A 19288-nucleotide genomic window follows, 5' to 3' on the forward strand; every position below is an offset into this window, starting at 1 on the left:
TCATGACGATCCCTGCCTCGCCCCTTTCCGTATCGCCGTCCAGACGCGCCTGGCAGCGCTTCCGGCGCAACAAGCTGGGCTACCGCAGTCTGGTGATTTTCTGCGTGCTGGTGGTACTGAGCCTCTTTGCCGAGGTGTTGTCCAACGACAGGCCGCTGCTGGTGCGGTACGAGGGGGCGTTCTACTTTCCGCTGGTCCGGGACTATTCGGAAAAGACCTTTGGCGGGGACTTCGATACACCGACGGACTACCTCGACCCCTTTGTCCGCGCCAAACTCAGGGAAGGGGACAACTGGTCGGTTTATCCGCTCAATCCCTACGGCCCGCGCACCATCAACTATTTTGCGAAGGAGCCCAATCCGTCGGCGCCGTCGCGCGACAACATCTTCGGCACCGACGACCGCGGGCGCGACCTGCTGGCCCAGCTGATCTACGGTTTCCGCCTCAGCGTGCTGTTCGGGCTGGCGCTGACGCTGATCGGTGTAGTGGTCGGCATCATCACCGGGGCGGTGCAGGGGTATGTGGGCGGCAAGACCGACCTGGCCTTCCAGCGTTTCATCGAAATCTGGGGCTCCATGCCCGAGTTGTACCTCCTGATCATTTTCAGCGCGATTTTTGCGCCCAGCGTGGCCGTGCTGCTGCTCCTGCTCAGCCTGTTCGGCTGGATGGGCCTGTCCGACTACGTGCGCGCCGAGTTTCTGCGCAACCGCCAGATGGACTATGTGCGCGCTGCGCGCGCACTGGGCGTCGGCAACCTGCAGATCATGTGGCGCCACATCCTGCCCAACAGCCTGACGCCGGTGGTCACCTTTCTGCCTTTTCGCATGAGCGCGGCGATTCTGGCGCTGACCTCGCTTGATTTTCTGGGCCTGGGCGTGCCGCCCGGCACACCCTCGCTGGGCGAGTTGCTGAACCAGGGCAAGGCCAACATCGACGCCTGGTGGATTTCGCTGTCGACCTTCGCGGTGCTGGTGATGACCCTGCTGCTGCTGACCTTCATGGGGGATGCGTTGCGGGATGCGCTGGACCCCCGGAAAGCGGACAAATGACGGCCCCCACGCTCCGCACTGACGTGTCGTCGCTGCCCCCCGAGGGGGCTGAACTTGCTCGGGGCGGCCCTTCGCTGCGTTCGACGGCCTCCACGACCTCCACGCCCGGCACGGACGTGTCCTGCCTTCTGGAGGTCAACAATCTGCGCGTGTCCTTCGCCGGCAAGGAAGTGGTGCGCGGCATCGATTTTTCCATCCAGCCCGGGGAAAAACTCGCGCTGGTCGGCGAGTCGGGCTCCGGAAAAACCGTCACCGCACTGAGTCTGCTGCGCCTCGTGCAGAACGCTGCCATCAGTGGCAAGGCGACCTTCGCCGGACATGACGGGGCTGTCGACCTGCTGTCCCTGCCCGAGCGGGCCTTGCGCGGTATCCGCGGCCAGGACATCGCGATGATTTTCCAGGAGCCGATGACGGCCCTGAACCCGCTGTTCACCGTGGGTGAGCAGATCGCCGAAGTCTTGCAGCTGAAAAAGGCTCTGACCACCGCCGAATCTGCGCAGGCAGCTATCAAATTGCTAGCGGATACCGGCATCCCCGAGGCCGCCCGGCGTGCCGGCTCCTACCCGCACCAGTTGTCGGGGGGCCAACGCCAGCGCGCCATGATTGCCATGGCGCTGGCCTGCCAGCCCAAACTGCTGCTGGCCGACGAACCCACGACGGCGCTGGATGTCACGCTGCGCACGCAGATCCTGGACCTGCTGACCGGGCTGCAGCAGCGCAACGGCATGGCGGTGCTCCTGATCACCCACGACCTGAACCTGGTGCGGCGCTTTGCCGACCGCATTGCCGTGATGGAGGACGGACGCATTGTGGAGACCGGGCCGGTGGCGCAGGTGTTCGACCAGCCGCAGCATGCCTACACCCGCAAACTGATAGACAGCCGGCCGGCACGCGACGTGGTGGAGGGCCGGGCCGATCCTGCTGCTGCCGCCGTCCTGCAGGCCCGGGATCTGCGGGTGACGTATCCGCTGCCGATTCCCGGGGTGCGCGGCTGGTTTCGCAAGGGCGAGTTTGTGGCCCTCCATGGCGCCAGTTTCCAGGTTCCCGCCGGCCAGACCCTGGGGGTGATCGGGGAGTCCGGGTCGGGCAAATCCACGCTGGCCCTGGCCGCGCTGGGTCTGCATCCGCACCAGGGGCAGCTGCTGGCGGCGGGCCAGGCCTGGAGCGGCGATGCTGCCAGCAACAAACGTATCCGCCGAGCGGTGCAGGTGGTGTTTCAGGACCCGTTTTCCTCGCTGTCGCCGCGCATGACGGTCGAGGAAATCGTCGGTGAAGGCCTGCGCGTTCACGAGCCGGGGCTGTCTGCCGGCCAGCGGCGTGAGCGGGTGCTGCAGGCGCTGGCGGACGTGGGCATGGGCGAGGCGCAGAGTTTCGTCGCCGGGCCGCCCCAAGACGAAAAGCACCCCCTTGGTGGGCAGCAAGCTACACGCAGTGAGGGCGCGCGGGGGCAGTATTTCCCCGGCCTGCTGCAGCGTTACCCGCATGAGTTTTCGGGCGGACAACGCCAGCGGCTGGCGATTGCCCGGGCCCTGATCATCCAGCCCCAATTGCTGGTACTGGACGAACCGACCAGCGCCCTGGACGTGACCATCCAGAAACAGGTGCTCCAGCTGCTGCAAAAACTCCAGCGCGAGCGCGGCCTGAGCTATCTGCTGATCACCCACGACGTGGACGTGATCCGGGCCATGGCGCATCAGGTCATGGTGCTCAAGGACGGCGAAGTGCTGGAAGCCGGCAGCGTGGAGGAGGTGCTGGAGCGGCCGCGGCATCCTTACACGCAGACCCTGGTGGCGGCACAAGGCTGACGCGGATTTTGTCAATTGAGTCTTTTTGCTGATTTCGCTGCTTTTCCGGAATTTGCGGATGCTTGCCCGATGGGGCCTGCGCAAGGGCGGCGGCGGGTAGGGCGCCCCGGCATGTAAACTGCTTGCACAGGCGTCAGCAGCAGGTTACAATATGCGCTTCACGACCAAATGGGCGGGTTTTCACCGCCCATTTTTTTTGGGCGTTTGTTTTTGCAACCCTGACTTTTACGAAGCTGCTTTTTTAGAACTGAATGGCATTACACGAGACGATTGAGCAAACAGTCACGGGACTGGGTTACGAGCTGGTGGACATCGAGCGTACCGCCGGTGGTTTGCTGCGCGTGACGATTGACCAGCCGTATGTTCAGGGTGCCGAGCAGTTCATCAATGCGGAAGACTGCGAAAAAGTCACGCGCCAGCTGCAGTTTGTGCTGGAAGTGGAAGGTACAGCGTATTCCCGGCTCGAGGTGAGCTCGCCGGGCATAGACCGGCCCTTGCGCAGCGAAAAGGATTTCGAGCGCTTTGCCGGCGAGTTGATCGACCTCACGCTCAAGGCGCCCATCGGTGCGGTGGCTGCGGCCGGGTCCGGGGTGTCGGCCAGCCGGAAGAAATTTCGCGGCACGCTCGAGCGTGCGGCATCCGGGTGGCAGATTGTGTGGAGCGAAGAGCCCGCCGTCAAACCCGGGCAAAAGGTAAGCAAGAAGAGGATTCCCGCACCGCTGCAGGCGCTGGGTTTCACGCTGGATGAAATAGTGCAGGCGCGTCTGGCGCCCGTTGTTGACTTCAAGGGGCGCAGGCCGAAAAGCGCACCCGCCACAGAGATATAAAAGAAAGGCAGGCTTGTGAAATGAATCGCGAACTGTTGATGTTGGTTGATGCCATATCGCGTGAGAAAAATGTTGAACGTGACGTCGTCTTTGGCGCGGTCGAGCTTGCGCTCGCCTCGGCCACGAAAAAGGTGTACGCAGACGGTGTGGACATTCGCGTGGTGGTGGACCGCGATAGCGGCAACTATGAAACCTTCCGCCGCTGGCTGGTGGTGCCTGACGAAGCCGGCCTGCAAAACCCGGAAGCCGAAGAGCTGGTCAGCGATGCGCGCGACGAGATTGCGGACATCGAAGAAGGCGACTACATCGAAAAGCCGGTTGAAAGCCTGCCGATCGGCCGCATTGGCGCGCAAGCGGCCAAACAGGTCATCCTGCAGAAAATCCGCGACGCCGAGCGCGAGATGCTGCTCAACGACTTCATGTCGCGTGGCGAGAAGATTTTTGTCGGCACCGTCAAGCGCATGGACAAGGGCGACATCATTGTCGAATCCGGCCGCGTTGAAGGCCGCCTGCGCCGCAGCGACATGATTCCGAAGGAAAACCTGCGCTCCGGTGACCGCGTTCGCGCCATGATCATGGAAGTCGACAACACCCTGCGCGGCGCGCCCATCATCCTGTCGCGTACCGCGCCCGAGTTCATGATCGAGCTGTTCCGCCAGGAAGTGCCCGAGATCGAGCAGGGTCTGCTGGAGATCAAATCCTGCGCCCGCGACCCCGGTTCGCGCGCCAAGATAGCCGTGCTGTCGCATGACAAGCGTGTTGACCCGATCGGCACCTGCGTCGGTGTGCGCGGCACCCGTGTCAACGGCGTGACCAACGAACTCGCCGGCGAACGCGTCGACATCGTGCTGTGGAGCGAGGACCCGGCCCAGTTCGTGATCGGCGCGCTGGCCCCGGCCAATGTGTCATCCATCGTGGTGGACGAAGAGCGTCACGCCATGGATGTCGTGGTGGACGAGGAAAACCTCGCCATCTCGATCGGCCGTGGTGGCCAGAATGTGCGCCTTGCCGCCGAGCTGACCGGCTGGAAGATCAACATCATGACGGCCGACGAGTCCGCTGAAAAGCAGGCCACCGAAACCGACACCAGCCGCAAGCTGTTCATGGAAAAGCTCGATGTGGACGAGGAAATCGCCGACATCCTGATCTCCGAAGGCTTCACCAGCCTGGAAGAAGTCGCCTATGTGCCGCTGCAGGAGATGCTGGAGATCGAGTCCTTCGATGAAGACACGGTCAACGAACTGCGTACGCGTGCCAAGGATGCCCTGCTGACGATGGAAATCGCCCGGGAAGAAAACGTCGAAGGTGTTTCGCAGAACCTGCGCGATGTCGAAGGCCTGACGCCCGAACTGATTGCGAAATTGACCGATGCGGGTGTGAGCACCCGTGACGACCTGGCCGATCTGGCCGTCGACGAACTAACCGATATCACCGGCCAGTCTGCGGACGAGGCCAAAGCCCTGATCATGACCGCGCGCGCGCATTGGTTTACCGATGAGGCTGCAGAGCCCGCCGCGCCGGCAACGGCCCAAGAGCAATGATCATGGAGGCCAGCAGGAAAAAAACATATGTCCAGTACCACTACCGTCGCTGAATTCGCAGCTGAACTGAATAAACCCACCGCCACCCTGATCGAGCAATTGACCAGTGCCGGTGTTGCCAAGGCGCAGGCCACGGATCCCCTGTCAGAGGCCGACAAGCAGAAACTGCTGAGCTATCTGCAGGCGGCCCACGGCACGGCCAGTGCCGAGCGCAAGAAAATCACGCTGGTCAAGAAATCGACCACCGAAATCAAGCAGGCCGATGCCACCGGGCGCGCCCGGACCATCCAGGTCGAGGTGCGCAAGAAACGCACCTTCATCAAGCGCGACGAAGGTTCTGACCAGCCCGTCGAAGAAGTGGCCGTGCCGGTTGCCGCCCCGGAAGTGCCGGCGATTGACGATGCCGAGCTGGTTCGCCGCGAGGAAGAAGCCAGCCGCCATGCCGAACTGCTGCGCCGCCAGGAAGAAGAGCTGTCGGAAAAACGCCGCCTGCGTGAAGAGCAGGATGCCAGGGACCAGGCCCTTGAAAACGAGCGTCAGGCCGCCGAGCAAAATGCGCTGGCTGCTGCGCAAGCCGCCGAGGCTGCGAAGAAGGTGGAAAAACCAACCATCGGCAAAATCATTCCTGCCGCCAAGGCTGCACCGGCACCTGCCGAGCCGGACAGCGTCGCTGTGGCTCTGGCCGCTTCGAAAGCTGCTGACGCCAGTGCCGCCCAGGCGGCCGCCAAGGCCAAGGCCACCGCAGAGTTCCAGGCCGACGCCGTGAAAGCGCAGGACCTGCAGGACCGCCGCAAGAAAGCCGAGGCGGAGGCCGCCGGCATTCGCGCCATGATGAATGCGCCCAAGCGCGTTCTGGTGCCCCACGTCGACCCCAAAGCCGTCATCAAGGGTACGCTGCACAAGCCGGCCGTCGCGCCGGGTGCCGCGAAACCGGCAGCGCCGGGCGCCGTGGCGGGTGCTGCAGGCAAGAAGGAAGTCAAGTCGGAGAACCTGTCTTCGACCTGGAAAGACGACGCAGCCAAGAAAAAAGGCGAGATCAAGACCCGCGGCGCGCCAGTCGTGCCGGGTCGCGGCAATTTCCGTGGCGGCCCGCGCGGCCGTCGCAGTTCGGACCGCGATTCGCGTTCCGAGTCCACCTTTGTGGCACCGACCGAGTTCAAGGTCATCGAGGTGCATGTGCCGGAGACCATCACGGTCGCCGAACTCGCCCACAAGATGAGCGTGAAGTCCTCCGAGGTCATCAAACACCTGATGAAGCTGGGCCAGATGGTCACCATCAACCAGCCGCTGGACCAGGACACCGCGATGATTGTCGTGGAAGAGATGGGCCACAAGGCGGTGACGGCTTCGCTGGACGATCCGGAGGCTTTTGCCGACGAGGATGTCCAGGGCCAGCAGGCCGAGTTGCTGCCACGCGCACCGGTCGTGACCGTCATGGGCCACGTCGACCACGGCAAGACCTCGCTGCTCGACTACATTCGCCGCGCCAAGGTGGCGTCCGGCGAAGCCGGCGGCATCACCCAGCACATCGGTGCCTACCACGTGGAAACACCGCGCGGCATGGTGTCCTTCCTGGACACGCCGGGTCACGAGGCGTTTACCGCCATGCGTGCCCGTGGCGCCCAGGCGACCGACATCGTGATTCTGGTGGTGGCAGCCGACGACGGCGTCATGCCGCAGACCAAGGAAGCCATCAAGCATGCGAAAGCGGCCGGAGTGCCCATCGTCGTGGCGATCAACAAGATCGACAAGCCGGGCATCAACATGGAGCGCGTCAAGGGCGAGCTGGTCACTGAAGAAGTGATTCCCGAAGAGTTCGGCGGCGACGTGCCCTTTGTCGGCGTGTCGGCCCATACCGGCGCCGGCATCGATGCCCTGCTCGAGCAGGTGCTGCTGCAGGCCGAGGTGCTTGAACTGAAGGCGCCGGTGGATGCGCTGGCCAAGGGCCTGGTGATTGAAGCCCGTCTCGACAAGGGCCGCGGCCCGGTGGCGACCGTGCTGGTTCAGTCCGGCACGCTCAAGGCCGGCGACGTGGTGCTGGCCGGTTCGACCTTTGGCCGCGTGCGCGCCATGCTGGACGAAAACGGCAAGCCGATCAAGACGGCCGGTCCGTCGATTCCGGTGGAAATCCAGGGTCTGACGGAAGTGCCGCAGGCCGGGGATGAATTCATGGTCATGCTCGACGAACGTCGCGCCCGTGAAATCGCCACCTACCGGGCCGGCAAGTTCCGCAACACCAAGCTGGCCAAGCAGCAGGCTGCCAAGCTGGAGAACATGTTCTCCGACATCGGCGCCGGCGAAGTCAAGATGTTGCCCATCATCATCAAGGCCGATGTGCAGGGTTCGCAGGAAGCGCTGGCCCAGTCGCTGCTCAAGCTCTCGACCGACGAGGTCAAGGTACAGCTGGTGTACTCCGGTGTCGGCGGCATTTCCGAGTCCGACGTCAATCTGGCCATCGCCTCCAAGGCCGTGGTGATCGGGTTCAACACCCGCGCCGATGCCCAGGCCCGCAAGCTGGCCGAAAACAACGGCGTGGACCTTCGTTACTACAACATCATTTACGATGCGGTGGACGAATTGCGCGCCGCGATGTCGGGCATGCTGACGCCGGACAAGAAGGAAGAAGTCATCGGTACGGCCGAGATTCGTCAGGTGTTCAAGGTCAGCAAGATCGGCTCGATTGCCGGCTGTATGGTCACCGCCGGTGTGGTTCGCCGCAGCGCGCGTCTGCGCCTGCTGCGCGAAAACATCGTCATCTTCACCGGTGAACTCGACTCGCTCAAGCGTTTCAAGGACGATGCCAAAGAGGTCAAGGAAGGCTTCGAGTGCGGCTTGAACGTCAAGGGTTACAACGACATCCAGGTTGGCGACATGCTGGAGTTCTTTGAAATCCGTGAAGTGGCCAGGACGCTGGAGGCCTGAAGACCTTAAGACTGCCTTGCGGCTGGCGCTTCACGGGGCCAGCCGCCACAAGTCCCAATATTTTGTATGCGTAAAAAATCATCCACCCCGAATCGCGGTTTTCGCGTCGCCGACCAGATCCAGCGCGATCTGACGGAGCTGATCGCGCGCGAACTCAAAGACCCGCGGGTCGGGATGGTGACGATCCAGGCTGTCGAGGTGACGCCGGACTATGCACATGCCAAGGTGTTTTTCAGCGTGCTGATCGGCGACCCGAAAGAGTGCGAAACAGCGCTGAACCAGGCCGCGGGTTTTCTGCGCAACGGCCTGTTCAAGAAGCTGATGATCCACACGGTGCCGACCCTGCATTTCCAGTTTGACCGCACCACGGAGCGTGCGGCCGACATGAACGCCCTGATTGCCAAGGCGGTTTCCTCCCGCGCCCAGGACGACTGAGTTCGCGCCGTTTCCCTTGATGACAGGTTCAGGGACAACGGTGCCAACAGAGTGCGCGGCCAGGCCGTGCGCTGAGCCTGTCGGAATTTATGACGCAAACTACTCCTCATCGCCAAAAGATACAGCGACGTCCCGTGCACGGCGTGCTGCTGCTCGACAAGCCGCTGGGCCTGTCGAGCAATCAGGCTTTGCAGAAGGCCAAATGGCTGTTGCGTGCCGACAAGGCCGGCCACACCGGCACGCTGGACCCGCTGGCCACCGGCGTGTTGCCCCTGTGTTTCGGGGCGGCCACCAAGTTCAGCCAGCTGCAGCTTGACGCCGACAAGACTTATGAGGCCGTGCTGCTGCTGGGCCAGAAAACCAGCACCGCCGACGCCGAAGGCGATGTGATCGAGACCCGGCCGGTGCCGGCCATCACGCCCGAACTGCTGGCCGACCTGACGCGCCGCTTCACCGGTGCGCAAACCCAGGTGCCGCCCATGTATTCGGCCCTGAAAAAAGACGGCAAGGCGCTTTACGAATACGCGCGCAAGGGCGAGGAAGTCGAACGGGACGCGCGCCATGTCACCATTTACAAGCTGGAAATGGCTCCAGCCCAGGATCCACGGGCGCCGGCAGCTATCAAAATAATAGTATCGTGCAGCAAAGGCACCTACATCCGAACGCTCGGTGAAGACATTGGCGAGGCCATCGGCTGCGGCGCCCATCTCGGCTCGCTGCGGCGCCTGGAGACCGGCGGCTACACCGACAGCCAGTGCGTGAGCCTGCCGGCGCTCGAAGCCATGAGCGAGACTGAACGCGAAGCCTGCCTGCTGCCAGTGCAGTCGCTGGTGGCTGCCTTTCCATCTGTCACATTGAGCGCCGATGATGCAGGGCGGTTCCTGAGCGGCCTGCGGCGCCGCGGCAGTCCGGGCCAGTGGGGGCCGGACAGCGCGATGGTGCAGGTCTACGGCCCTTCGACGGGCTCAGGACAGGCAACTGAGCCGCCGGCCTTTTTGGGCTCGGCCCATGTCACCGCCGATGAGTTGATCCCCGGGCGCCTGCTCAGCCCGATTGAAATTCAGGACATGCTGCTTGCCAGCGCGTCCCTTGCTTCCAGCCCTGCGGCACCTGCCGCATTGGCCCATTAACCAGCCACCGAATTGAAGTTTTTAGAAAGCGAACCATGAGCCACAAGCAAATCCGAAACATCGCCATCATCGCCCACGTTGACCACGGCAAGACCACCATGGTCGACCAGCTGCTGCGCCAGTCCGGCACTTTTGCCGAACACGAAAAAGTTGTCGACACCGTGATGGACAACAACGCCATCGAAAAAGAGCGTGGCATCACCATCCTGGCCAAGAACTGCGCCGTGACCTGGGAAGGCACGCACATCAACATCGTCGATACCCCCGGCCACGCCGACTTCGGCGGTGAAGTCGAGCGCGCCCTGTCCATGGTCGACGGTGTGGTGCTGCTGATCGACGCGCAGGAAGGCCCGATGCCGCAGACGCGCTTCGTGACCAAGAAAGCGCTGGCGCTGGGCCTCAAGCCCATCCTGGTCGTCAACAAGGTGGACAAGCCCGGTGCACGCCCCGACTACGTGGTCAACGCCGCTTTCGACCTGTTCGACAAGCTGGGCGCCACCGACGAACAGCTTGATTTCCCCGTGGTTTACGCCTCGGGCATCAACGGCTGGTCGTCGCTGGAAGAGGGCGCGCCCGGTGAGCAGTGGGGTCCCGACATGTCGGCCCTGTTCAATACCGTGCTCAAGCATGTGCCGCATCAGGAAGGTGATCCGGCAGCGCCGCTGCAGCTGCAGATTTCCGCGCTCGACTTCTCGACCTTTGTGGGCCGTATCGGCGTTGGCCGCATCAGCCAGGGCACGATCAGGCCCATGATGGACGTGGTGGTGATGGAAGGTCCGGACGGCAAGGCCGTCAAGGGCCGCATCAACCAGGTGTTGACCTTCCAGGGCCTGGAACGCGTGCAGACCACGGAAGCCGGCCCCGGCGAAATCGTGCTGATCAACGGCATCAATGACATCGGCATCGGCGTGACCATCACCGACCCGACCAATCCTGCACCGCTGCCCATGCTCAAGGTCGATGAGCCGACCCTGACCATGAACTTCTGCGTCAACACCAGCCCGCTGGCCGGCCGTGAAGGCAAGTTCGTCACCAGCCGCCAGATCTGGGACCGCCTGCAGAAAGAGCTGCAACACAACGTGGCCCTGCGCGTCAAGGAAACCGACGAAGAAGGCATTTTTGAAGTCATGGGCCGCGGCGAGCTGCACCTGACCATCCTGCTGGAAAACATGCGCCGCGAAGGCTTCGAGCTGGCCGTGTCCAAGCCCCGCGTGGTCTACAAGGACGTCGATGGCGTGCGCCATGAGCCGATCGAGCTGGTGACGGCCGACATCGAGGAAACCCACCAGGGCGGCGTGATGCAGGCCCTCGGTGAGCGCAAGGGCGACCTGGTCAACATGGAATCCGACGGCCGTGGCCGCGTGCGCCTGGAGTACCGCATTCCGGCGCGTGGCCTGATCGGTTTCACCAACGAATTCCTGAACCTGACGCGTGGTTCCGGCCTGATCTCCAACATCTTCGACAGCTATGAGCCGCACAAAGGCGAGATCGGCGGCCGCAAGAACGGCGTGCTGATTTCCATGGACGACGGTGAAATTTTCACCTACGCCCTGGGCAAGCTGGACGACCGCGGCCGCATGTTCGTCAAGGCCAACGATCCGGTATACGAAGGCATGATCGTCGGCATCCACTCCAGGGACAACGACCTGGTGGTCAATGCGACGCGTACCAAGCAGCTGACCAACTTCCGCGTGTCCGGCAAGGAAGACGCGATCAAGATCACGCCGCCTATCGAATTGACGCTGGAATACGGCGTCGAGTTCATCGAGGACGACGAGCTGGTCGAGATCACGCCCAAGTCGGTTCGCCTGCGCAAGCGTTACCTGAAGGAAAGCGAGCGCAAGCGCGCTGGGCGCTAAAGCCCCCACGCTTGTCACTTCGTGTACTGCGCTGCCCCCCGAGGGGGCGCTGCGCCTGCGGACCGGCAAAGCCGGATCCGCGGCCCCTGCTGGAATGAAGTCGGGGAGGGCGGCGATATCGGGGTGAACGCTTGACACGGCCGCTGTGCGCTTCGCTCCCAGCGGCCTTTTTACTTTGTACAGGGATGTCCGTCCGAAACTCTTTCAACCATGAAACTCACGCATTCCAGAGCCGTACTCCTGATGATCGCGATCACGCTGATGTGGTCGATCGCTGGCGTGGTGACGCGCCATCTTGAATCGGCCCGCAGTTTTGAAGTGACCTTCTGGCGCAGTTTTTTCACGTTGCTGTCCTTGCTGGTCCTTCTGCCGCTGTTCCAGGGGCGCGCGGTGTTTTCCAGGATTCGCCATGCGGGCCGCTTCCTGTGGCTGTCAGGCGTCTGCTGGAGCATCATGTTCACCGCCTTCATGCTGGCGCTGACCATGACCAGCGTGGCCAATGTGCTGGTCACCATGGCGGTGGGGCCGTTTATCACGGCGCTGGTGGCTCGGGTTTTCATCGGCCACCGTATTCCGCCCCGAACCTGGGTGGCCATTGCCGTGGCGGGTGTGGGCATCGCCTGGATGCACGGCAGCCAGGTGAGCCTGGGCGCCAGCGCGGGGCAGCTCGCCGGCACGCTGGTGGCCCTGCTGGTGCCCATGGCCGCGGCCGTGAACTGGACCGTGGTGCAGCGCAGCCAGGCGCACGGCGAAAAAATCGACCTGGTGCCGGCCGTGCTGGTGGGTGCGGCGATTTCCTCGCTGCTCACACTGCCGCTGGCGTTTCCGTTTGTCGCGACGCCGCATGACATCGGCCTGCTGGCCCTGCTGGGCCTGGTCCAGCTGGCGATCCCCTGCGTGCTGTCGGTGGTTTGTGCCCGGGTGCTGAAAGCGCCCGAGATGGCCTTGCTGGCGCTGCTGGAGATTATTTTCGGCATTCTGCTGGCCTGGGCCGGCGCGGGCGAGGTGCCCGCTGCCAGTGTGCTGACCGGCGGCCTGCTGGTTATCGGGGCGCTGGTCGCCAATGAATTGATGGGATGGAGACAGAGAGCATGAACCAGACAACAACACACGCACCGGCCCACAGCGACATCCTGACCGAGGTGCGCGGGGGCGTCGGCTTCATCACGCTGAACCGGCCCAAGGCGCTCAATGCGCTGTCGCTGTCCATGGTGCGCGACCTGTCGGCGACTTTGACGGCATGGCAGGGTGATGCGGCCGTGGTGGCCGTGGCCATTCGGGGCACCAACAAGGCGGGACGTCCCGGCACGCCGGAAAGCCTGTTCGGCGGCTTTTGTGCCGGCGGCGACATCCGCTTTTTTCACCAGGCCGCGCTGGCCGGTGATTCGGACCTGGACGCGTTTTTCACCGAGGAATACCGCCTCAACCACCTGATCCACAACTATCCCAAACCCTACATCGCCTTCATGGACGGCGTGGTGATGGGCGGCGGCATGGGAATCAGCGTCGGGGCCAAGGTCCGTATCGTGACCGAACACACCAAGATGGCCATGCCGGAAACCAACATCGGGCTGTTTCCCGATGTCGGTGGCGGCTACTTCCTCAGCCGCTGCCCGGGCAGTGCGGGGGAGTACCTGGCGTTGACCGGGGCGGTGATCGGTGCCGGCGAGGCGCTGGCGTACGGCCTGGCCGACATCGAGCGGCCCGCTGCCAGCCTGCCGGGTCTGTGGCAGCAGCTGGGCGATCAGGCCTTTTCCGATGTTTCGGCGGCCGAGTTATGGATTGCTACTCATTTGATAGCTGGTGGCGCCCGTCCCGAAAGGGCTGATGGCAAATTTGATGCCTATTTTTCGCTGGCCCGGGTGAAACACATCGTCGATGCCCTGGAAACCGCGAAGGACGATGAATGGGCGCAAAAGACCGCCGTCGTGCTGCGCAAACGTTCACCGTTGATGCTGCATGTGACCCTGGAGCAGATCCGTCGCGCCAGAAGCATGAACCTGGCGGACGATTTGCGCATGGAGCGCGACATGGTGCACCATTGCTTTCACCTCAGGCCAGGCGCGGCCAGCGAGACGGTGGAGGGCATACGTGCGCTGGCCGTCGACAAGGACTACACGCCGAAGTGGAACCCGGCCCGCATTGAAGACGTCAAGCCGCAGATGGTGCAGGCGTTTTTCGCCAGTCCCTGGGCGGCCGACGCGCATCCATTGCGCGACCTTCAATAAAACCGTTCTAAAGCTGCTGGTAGACCAGCTCGGCCAGCCGCATCAGCTCCTCGCGCGCGACCGGGCCGCTCATGGCATAACCGAAGCCCTGGTCCATCCAGTAAAACGCTGGCACTGGGCCGTCGTTGCTGTAACGAAAAGCGGTTTCCGCGTCCACCGGCTTGCCTGCCACGGGACTGCCATCGAGCGCCCCCAGGTACAGGGTCACGCGCACGCCCGCAGCGTTCTGGAACATGAACTGCGCCCGGGCGCCGCCATCACCGGGCAGCAGCCGGCCGCCGACCAGTTCATATCCCTGGCTGGACAACACGGGCACCTTGAGCGGCTTGCCCAGGCGTTTGGACAGCCATTGCACCAGGTGCTCCTGCTGCGCCGCGCCGACTTCCACCGGATGCCGTACTTCCGGCGCAAACGCCGCATGGGCCAGCGTGGCCTGGCGTGCAAACGCCTGGCTGGCGCGTGCTGCCTGGCCTGCGGCATAAGAACCCCTGTTGCCGAACTGACCGTGCGCCGTCCAGCCGACGGCAAATGCCAGCAGCACGCCGGCGGCCATGCCGCCCCAGCGCCACCACGGGTCCAGCGTCTGCCGCTCGCGCGTGCTGCGTTGCACCGCCGCCAGCAGGGTTTCGGGAATGGGGTCGTCCAGCAGCTTCTGGTGCAGGCCGCGCAGCGCTTCGCGCTGATCCTGCCAGGCTGTCAAGGTTTCGCCAGCCAGCGGGTCGTCGGCCACCTGCGCCATGGCGGCGGCCCGTTGCCCGGGCGTCAGTTGCCCATCGACCAGCGCATTCAGTTCGTCGTGGGTCAGGGGCGATGTTCTTGAAGCATCCATGGCGGTGTGGGCTTGTCAGGGGAGGCGCCGCAAGGCGGAAACGTTTCGGGCGCTGTCGGTTGCCGCCTGAGCTTGCGCAGGCTTGTCCATCAGGTCACGCAGGCGGCTGCGAGCCCGCGACAGGCGCGACATCACGGTGCCCAGCGGGACGCCGACCACGCGCGCGACCTGCTCGTAACTCATGTCTTCCAAGCTGACGAGCAGCAGCACGGCGCGCTGGTCGTCCGGCAGCCGCAGCAGGCAACGCTGCAGGTCCAGGGCCTGATCCTGCCTGGCGTCGGGTGCGGCCAGCGTGTGGGCCAGCTCATCCACGTCGAGCGCGGGGCCAGCCTGCCATTGCCGCGCCGCACTGCGCCGCTGGTTCATGAACAGGTTGTGCATCAGGGTGAACAACCAGGCCCGCAGATCGGACCCGGCCGTCCACAGACGCCATTTGCTGCAGGCCCGCTCCAGCGTGTCCTGCACCAGGTCGTCGGCGGCCCAGGCATTGCCGGTCAGCGCGCGGGCATAACGCCGCAACCCGGGAATCTGTGCAATCAGCTCGGAACGGTCCATGGGCTGCAGTCGTGCGACTGAAGAAGGTTCAGGGCTTGACGATGTGCCAGACGTTCTGCACGCCGTCACCGGTCCTGTCGCCGGCCTTGGTGTCCTTGACCCAGTAGTAGAGCGGCTTGCCTTTCATGGCCCACTGCTTTTTGCCGTCGTCGCGCGTGATGACCGTGTAGTCGCCCGAGGCCTTGTCCGTCGCGGCGGCCATCAGCGGCGGCCAGTTGGTGGCGCAAGGGCCATTGCAGACGGACTTGCCACTGCCCGTCACATCGCGGTCAAACGTGTACAGCGTCATGCCGTTCGGGCCGACCAGCACGCCGTCGGCGACTTTGGCGGGATGGCTGGACATGGAAGCGCAGCCGCCGAGAAGGGCGGCGGTGAGGACGGCGATGGTCAGGTATTTCATGGTGAACTCCGGTAGGTGAGGGGGGTGAGGCAGAGCAGCTCTGCATCCACACAAACACCTATTGGAGCCAGTTTATTCCCTGTCTCGTCAAATATTTCTGCAAGACAGGGTTCAGCCTCGCACGGAAGTCAGCGGCTGCGCGACTTCATCGCGCGTTCGACCTCGCGCTTGCCTTCGCGGTCCTTGATGGTGTCGCGCTTGTCGTGTTCACCCTTGCCTTTGGCCAGGCCTACCTCACATTTGACCTTGCCGGCCTTCCAGTGCAGGTTCAGGGGCACCAGCGTGAAACCCTTTTGCTCGATCTTGCCGATCAGGCGCCGGATCTCGTCCTTGTGCATCAGCAGTTTTTTGGTGCGCACCGAGTCCGGCCGGACATGGGTGGATGCCGTTCCGAGTGGATTGATCTGGCAGCCGATCAGGAACAGCTCGCCGTTGCGGATCACCACATAACCGTCGGTCAGCTGCACCTTGCCTTCGCGCAGCGACTTCACCTCCCAGCCCTCGAGCACCATGCCGGCCTCGAAGCGCTCTTCAATGTGGTAGTTGAACGTGGCTTTCTTGTTGTCGGCAATGCGCACGGCAGCAGCGGCAGCCTTGGGTGTCAGGTTGATGGCGGGCTTGCCTGTGGATTTTCCGGATGACGCGGCGGCCGGTTTTTTGGAGGATGCTTCTTTGGTGGCCATGGGTAAAAGGTAAGGGCGGCATCGGCTAATACAATCGAGCGCAGCCCATGATTGTATGAAAACCGTTCACAAGTCCGTTTTGATCTGGTACAGCGCAGCCGAAATGTTTGCCCTGGTCACCGATGTCGCCAGCTACCCGCAGTTTTTGCCCTGGTGCGATCAGGCCAGTGTGGTCGAAGAAGACGCGCAGGGCATGACGGCCAAGGTGGGCATCGCCTTTGCCGGCATTCATCAGAGTTTCACCACCCGCAACACCCATGTGCCGGACCGACAGGTCTCGCTCAAGCTGGTGGACGGCCCTTTTTCAAAGCTCGACGGCGACTGGGACTTCACCCCCCTGGGCGACGGCAGTCAGCGCGCCTGCAAGGTCGACCTGACCCTGCGCTACGACTTCGACAACGCGGCGCTGGCAGCGCTGGTGGGCCCGGTGTTTGACAAGATTGCCGGCAGCCTGGTCGATGCCTTTGTCAAAAGGGCCGCCCAGGTGTATGGCGAGGCCGAGGTCTGAGCGCCATGACGGCGCTGGACATTTTTGTGCTGTATTCGCCCGGACCACGCGAGGTGCGCGAGTGGCAGGTGACACTCCCGACCGGCAGCACCGTGGCGCAGGCCATTGCAGCCAGCGGCCTACTGGCCGAGTTTCCGGATCTGGCGGCAGGCAGGCTGTCGGTGGGCATCTGGGGGCGCAAAACCAGTTTGCGCCAGGAACTGCACCAGCAGGACCGGCTGGAGATCTATCGCCCGCTGAGGGTGGACCCCAAGATCGCGCGGCGCGAGCGCTTCAATAAACAGGGCATGAAAAAATCAGGGTTGTTTGCCAAAAAAAGGGAAGGGGCCAAGGCAGGGTACTGAGAGCGAACGGCTGCCTACTTGCAGTCGCTGTCGATGATTGCCTGCAGGCGCTTGCTTTCCGCTGCACGGCCGCTGTCGTCCATGATCTCGCGCTCGCCTTTGGTGTTGGTGGTCGATATCCGCGCGCCCGACTGGATGGTCACCATGGCCTTTTTGGTGCGTTCGCAGTTGTCGGCTCTGGCTTTGGCCACTTTTTCATCGTCGGCCTTTTTCTTGGCCGCTTCTTCCTCTTCCAGCTTTTTCTTCTTGGCTTCCAGCTCCGCATCCTTGCCGGAAATTTTCGGGGTATTGGTCTTCGCGGCCTTTGCTGCCGGCGCCGCCGTCGCTGCTGCAGCGGATGGGGTGCCCTCGGTTGGCTCGGTGGCGGCTACTGGCGCCTTGGCACGTCCCCGGCCGCCGGGCTGCTTGAGGATGTCCTTGTCCTGGATGTCGGTTGGCGGCGGGCGGTCACTGAACACCTTGCGCCCGTCCTTGCCTATCCACTGCCATTGGGCGGCGGCCGACAGCGCAAAAGTCCAGCCGGCAAGTAGCAGAAGAAGGTGTTTAGGCGTGATTTTCAGTTCCATGGGATCAGTGTACCGGTTGCGCTCCTGCGGGCGAAGATGAACGCTGTTGGGCGTGGCCTTTTTGTAACGCGGCAGGCAGGAGTTTCAGCGCTAGGGTTTGTACGGACCGGCGCGGGTACAATCGTGTTTTTGGAGCCATCCCTATGCGCCTACTCGGCAAAGCGCTCACCTTCGACGACGTATTGTTGGTGCCAGCGTTCTCCCAGGTCCTGCCCAAGGACACCTCGCTTTCCACCCATTTCGGCTGCGATGGACACGGTCACCGAAGCCCGGCTGGCCATTGCCATTGCGCAGGAGGGCGGAATCGGCATTGTTCATAAAAATCTGACGCCGCAGGAACAGGCCGCCCATGTGGCCAAGGTCAAGCGTTATGAGTCGGGCGTCGTGCGCGACCCGGTGGTCATCACGCCCGAACACACCGTGCTGCAGATACTGGAACTGTCCGAGCAGCTCGGCATCTCGGGCTTTCCGGTCTGCGACGGCGGCAAGGTGGTGGGCATCGTGACCAGCCGCGACCTGCGCTTCGAGACCCGCTACGACGTCAAGGCGCACCAGATCATGACGCCGAGCGAGAAGCTGATCACGGTCAAGGAAGGCACGTCTGCCGTCGAGGCCAAGGCCCTGCTCAACAAATACAAGCTTGAACGCCTGCTGGTGGTCAACGACGACTTTGAACTCAAGGGCCTGATCACGGTCAAGGACATCACCAAACAGACCAATTTCCCCAATGCCGCACGCGACGCCTCGGGCCGCCTGCGCGTGGGCGCGGCCGTGGGTGTTGGCGAAGGCACAGAAGAGCGTGTTGAAGCCCTGGTCAAGGCCGGTGTGGACGCCATCGTGGTCGACACCGCCCACGGCCACAGCCACGGCGTGATCGAGCGCGTGCGCTGGGTCAAGAAGAACTATCCGCAGGTCGATGTGATCGGCGGCAACATTGCCACCGGCGCCGCGGCGCTGGCCCTGGTGGAAGCGGGTGCCGATGCGGTCAAGGTCGGCATTGGTCCCGGCTCCATCTGCACCACCCGCATCGTCGCGGGTGTGGGCGTGCCGCAGATCATGGCGATTGACAGTGTGGCCATGGCATTGCGCGGCACCGGCGTGCCGCTGATTGCCGACGGCGGCATCCGTTACAGCGGCGATATCGCCAAGGCCATCGCAGCCGGCGCAGGCACCGTCATGATGGGCGGCATGTTTGCCGGCACCGAGGAAGCCCCTGGCGAAGTGATTCTGTTTCAGGGCCGCAGCTACAAGAGCTACCGCGGCATGGGCAGCATTGGCGCGATGCAGCAGGGCAGTGCCGACCGCTATTTCCAGGAAGCCACCACCGGCAACCCCAACGCCGACAAGCTGGTGCCCGAAGGCATTGAAGGCCGCGTTCCCTACAAGGGCTCCATGGTTGCCATCATTTACCAGATGGCCGGCGGCCTGCGGGCCAGCATGGGTTACTGCGGTTGTGCCACCATTGAAGACATGCGCAACCAGGCCGAGTTTGTCGAGATCACGACGGCCGGCATTCGCGAAAGCCATGTCCACGACGTGCAGATCACCAAGGAAGCGCCGAACTATCGGGCAGACTGATCATCCCGATGGCCCGAGGCGTCCGTGAA

General features: G+C 63.4%; 17 protein-coding genes and 1 pseudogene. 13 read left to right on the forward strand and 5 right to left on the reverse strand.

Annotated elements, in window-relative coordinates:
• Positions 1–2 precede the first annotated feature (2 nt).
• The 10 genes from B7X65_RS14380 to B7X65_RS14425 all read left to right on the forward strand — a co-directional run bounded on the left by B7X65_RS14380 (position 3) and on the right by B7X65_RS14425 (position 13796).
• Positions 3–1049: an ABC transporter permease gene (locus tag B7X65_RS14380; RefSeq protein WP_293594987.1), complete on the forward strand. Its 1047-nt coding sequence runs from the start codon at positions 3–5 to the stop codon at positions 1047–1049.
• Positions 1046–2854 carry an ABC transporter ATP-binding protein gene (locus tag B7X65_RS14385; RefSeq protein ID WP_293594988.1) on the forward strand — a complete coding sequence of 603 codons (1809 nt, stop codon included), beginning with the start codon at positions 1046–1048 and terminating at the stop codon, positions 2852–2854. The genes B7X65_RS14380 and B7X65_RS14385 overlap by 4 nt, the downstream gene beginning before the upstream one ends.
• Before the next feature lie 251 nt (positions 2855–3105).
• Entirely contained in the window at positions 3106–3681 is a 576-nt protein-coding gene (gene rimP, locus B7X65_RS14390; RefSeq protein ID WP_293594989.1) for a ribosome maturation factor RimP, read from the forward strand.
• A gap of 20 nt (positions 3682–3701) precedes the next feature.
• Positions 3702–5222, forward strand: coding sequence for a transcription termination factor NusA (gene nusA, locus B7X65_RS14395; protein WP_293594990.1), 1521 nt, complete (start codon positions 3702–3704; stop codon positions 5220–5222).
• A 27-nt stretch (positions 5223–5249) separates the two neighbouring features.
• Positions 5250–8144 (forward strand): translation initiation factor IF-2, encoded by a 2895-nt coding sequence (gene infB, locus B7X65_RS14400; RefSeq protein WP_293594991.1) that lies wholly within the window; start codon positions 5250–5252, stop codon positions 8142–8144.
• Between the two features lie 66 nt (positions 8145–8210).
• Positions 8211–8579, forward strand: a complete 369-nt coding sequence (gene rbfA, locus B7X65_RS14405; RefSeq protein WP_077594385.1) for a 30S ribosome-binding factor RbfA — start codon at positions 8211–8213, stop codon at positions 8577–8579.
• 89 nt (positions 8580–8668) lie between these two features.
• Complete coding sequence (gene truB / locus B7X65_RS14410; protein WP_293594992.1) at positions 8669–9709, forward strand: tRNA pseudouridine(55) synthase TruB; 1041 nt, start codon at positions 8669–8671, stop codon at positions 9707–9709.
• 35 nt (positions 9710–9744) lie between these two features.
• Positions 9745–11568, forward strand: a complete 1824-nt coding sequence (gene typA, locus B7X65_RS14415; protein WP_293594993.1) for a translational GTPase TypA — start codon at positions 9745–9747, stop codon at positions 11566–11568.
• Between the two features lie 210 nt (positions 11569–11778).
• Complete coding sequence (locus tag B7X65_RS14420; RefSeq protein ID WP_293594994.1) at positions 11779–12663, forward strand: DMT family transporter; 885 nt, start codon at positions 11779–11781, stop codon at positions 12661–12663.
• Complete coding sequence (locus B7X65_RS14425) at positions 12660–13796, forward strand: enoyl-CoA hydratase/isomerase family protein (RefSeq protein WP_293594995.1); 1137 nt, start codon at positions 12660–12662, stop codon at positions 13794–13796. The genes B7X65_RS14420 and B7X65_RS14425 overlap by 4 nt, the downstream gene beginning before the upstream one ends.
• Positions 13797–13803: 7 nt before the next feature.
• Here the strand turns inward: B7X65_RS14425 and B7X65_RS14430 are convergent, their stop codons facing one another.
• The 4 genes from B7X65_RS14430 to smpB form a co-directional block, all read right to left on the reverse strand.
• Positions 13804–14625 (reverse strand): anti-sigma factor, encoded by an 822-nt coding sequence (locus B7X65_RS14430; protein ID WP_293594996.1) that lies wholly within the window; start codon positions 14623–14625, stop codon positions 13804–13806.
• 15 nt (positions 14626–14640) lie between these two features.
• The gene (locus B7X65_RS14435; RefSeq protein WP_293594997.1) at positions 14641–15180 is read right to left on the reverse strand and encodes a sigma-70 family RNA polymerase sigma factor; all 540 of its coding nucleotides are present in this window, start codon (positions 15178–15180) and stop codon (positions 14641–14643) included.
• 28 nt (positions 15181–15208) lie between these two features.
• Entirely contained in the window at positions 15209–15580 is a 372-nt protein-coding gene (locus B7X65_RS14440; RefSeq protein ID WP_293594998.1) for a hypothetical protein, read from the reverse strand.
• Positions 15581–15708: 128 nt separating this feature from the next.
• Positions 15709–16263, reverse strand: coding sequence for an SsrA-binding protein SmpB (gene smpB / locus B7X65_RS14445; protein WP_240523512.1), 555 nt, complete (start codon positions 16261–16263; stop codon positions 15709–15711).
• A 55-nt stretch (positions 16264–16318) separates the two neighbouring features.
• Between smpB and B7X65_RS14450 the strand changes: the two genes are divergently transcribed.
• Positions 16319–16771 carry a type II toxin-antitoxin system RatA family toxin gene (locus B7X65_RS14450; protein ID WP_293594999.1) on the forward strand — a complete coding sequence of 151 codons (453 nt, stop codon included), beginning with the start codon at positions 16319–16321 and terminating at the stop codon, positions 16769–16771.
• A gap of 5 nt (positions 16772–16776) precedes the next feature.
• The gene (locus tag B7X65_RS14455; RefSeq protein ID WP_293595000.1) at positions 16777–17115 is read left to right on the forward strand and encodes an RnfH family protein; all 339 of its coding nucleotides are present in this window, start codon (positions 16777–16779) and stop codon (positions 17113–17115) included.
• A 14-nt stretch (positions 17116–17129) separates the two neighbouring features.
• On the opposite strand, the gene B7X65_RS14460 is transcribed toward B7X65_RS14455, so the two are convergent.
• Positions 17130–17681, reverse strand: coding sequence for a DUF4124 domain-containing protein (locus tag B7X65_RS14460; RefSeq protein WP_293595001.1), 552 nt, complete (start codon positions 17679–17681; stop codon positions 17130–17132).
• 143 nt (positions 17682–17824) lie between these two features.
• Between B7X65_RS14460 and guaB the strand changes: the two are divergent.
• Positions 17825–19259, forward strand: a pseudogene (guaB, locus tag B7X65_RS14465) (IMP dehydrogenase).
• Positions 19260–19288 lie beyond the last annotated feature (29 nt).

It is taken from the genome of Polaromonas sp. 39-63-25, assembly GCF_002278925.1.
Lineage (GTDB): Bacteria > Pseudomonadota > Gammaproteobacteria > Burkholderiales > Burkholderiaceae_C > Polaromonas.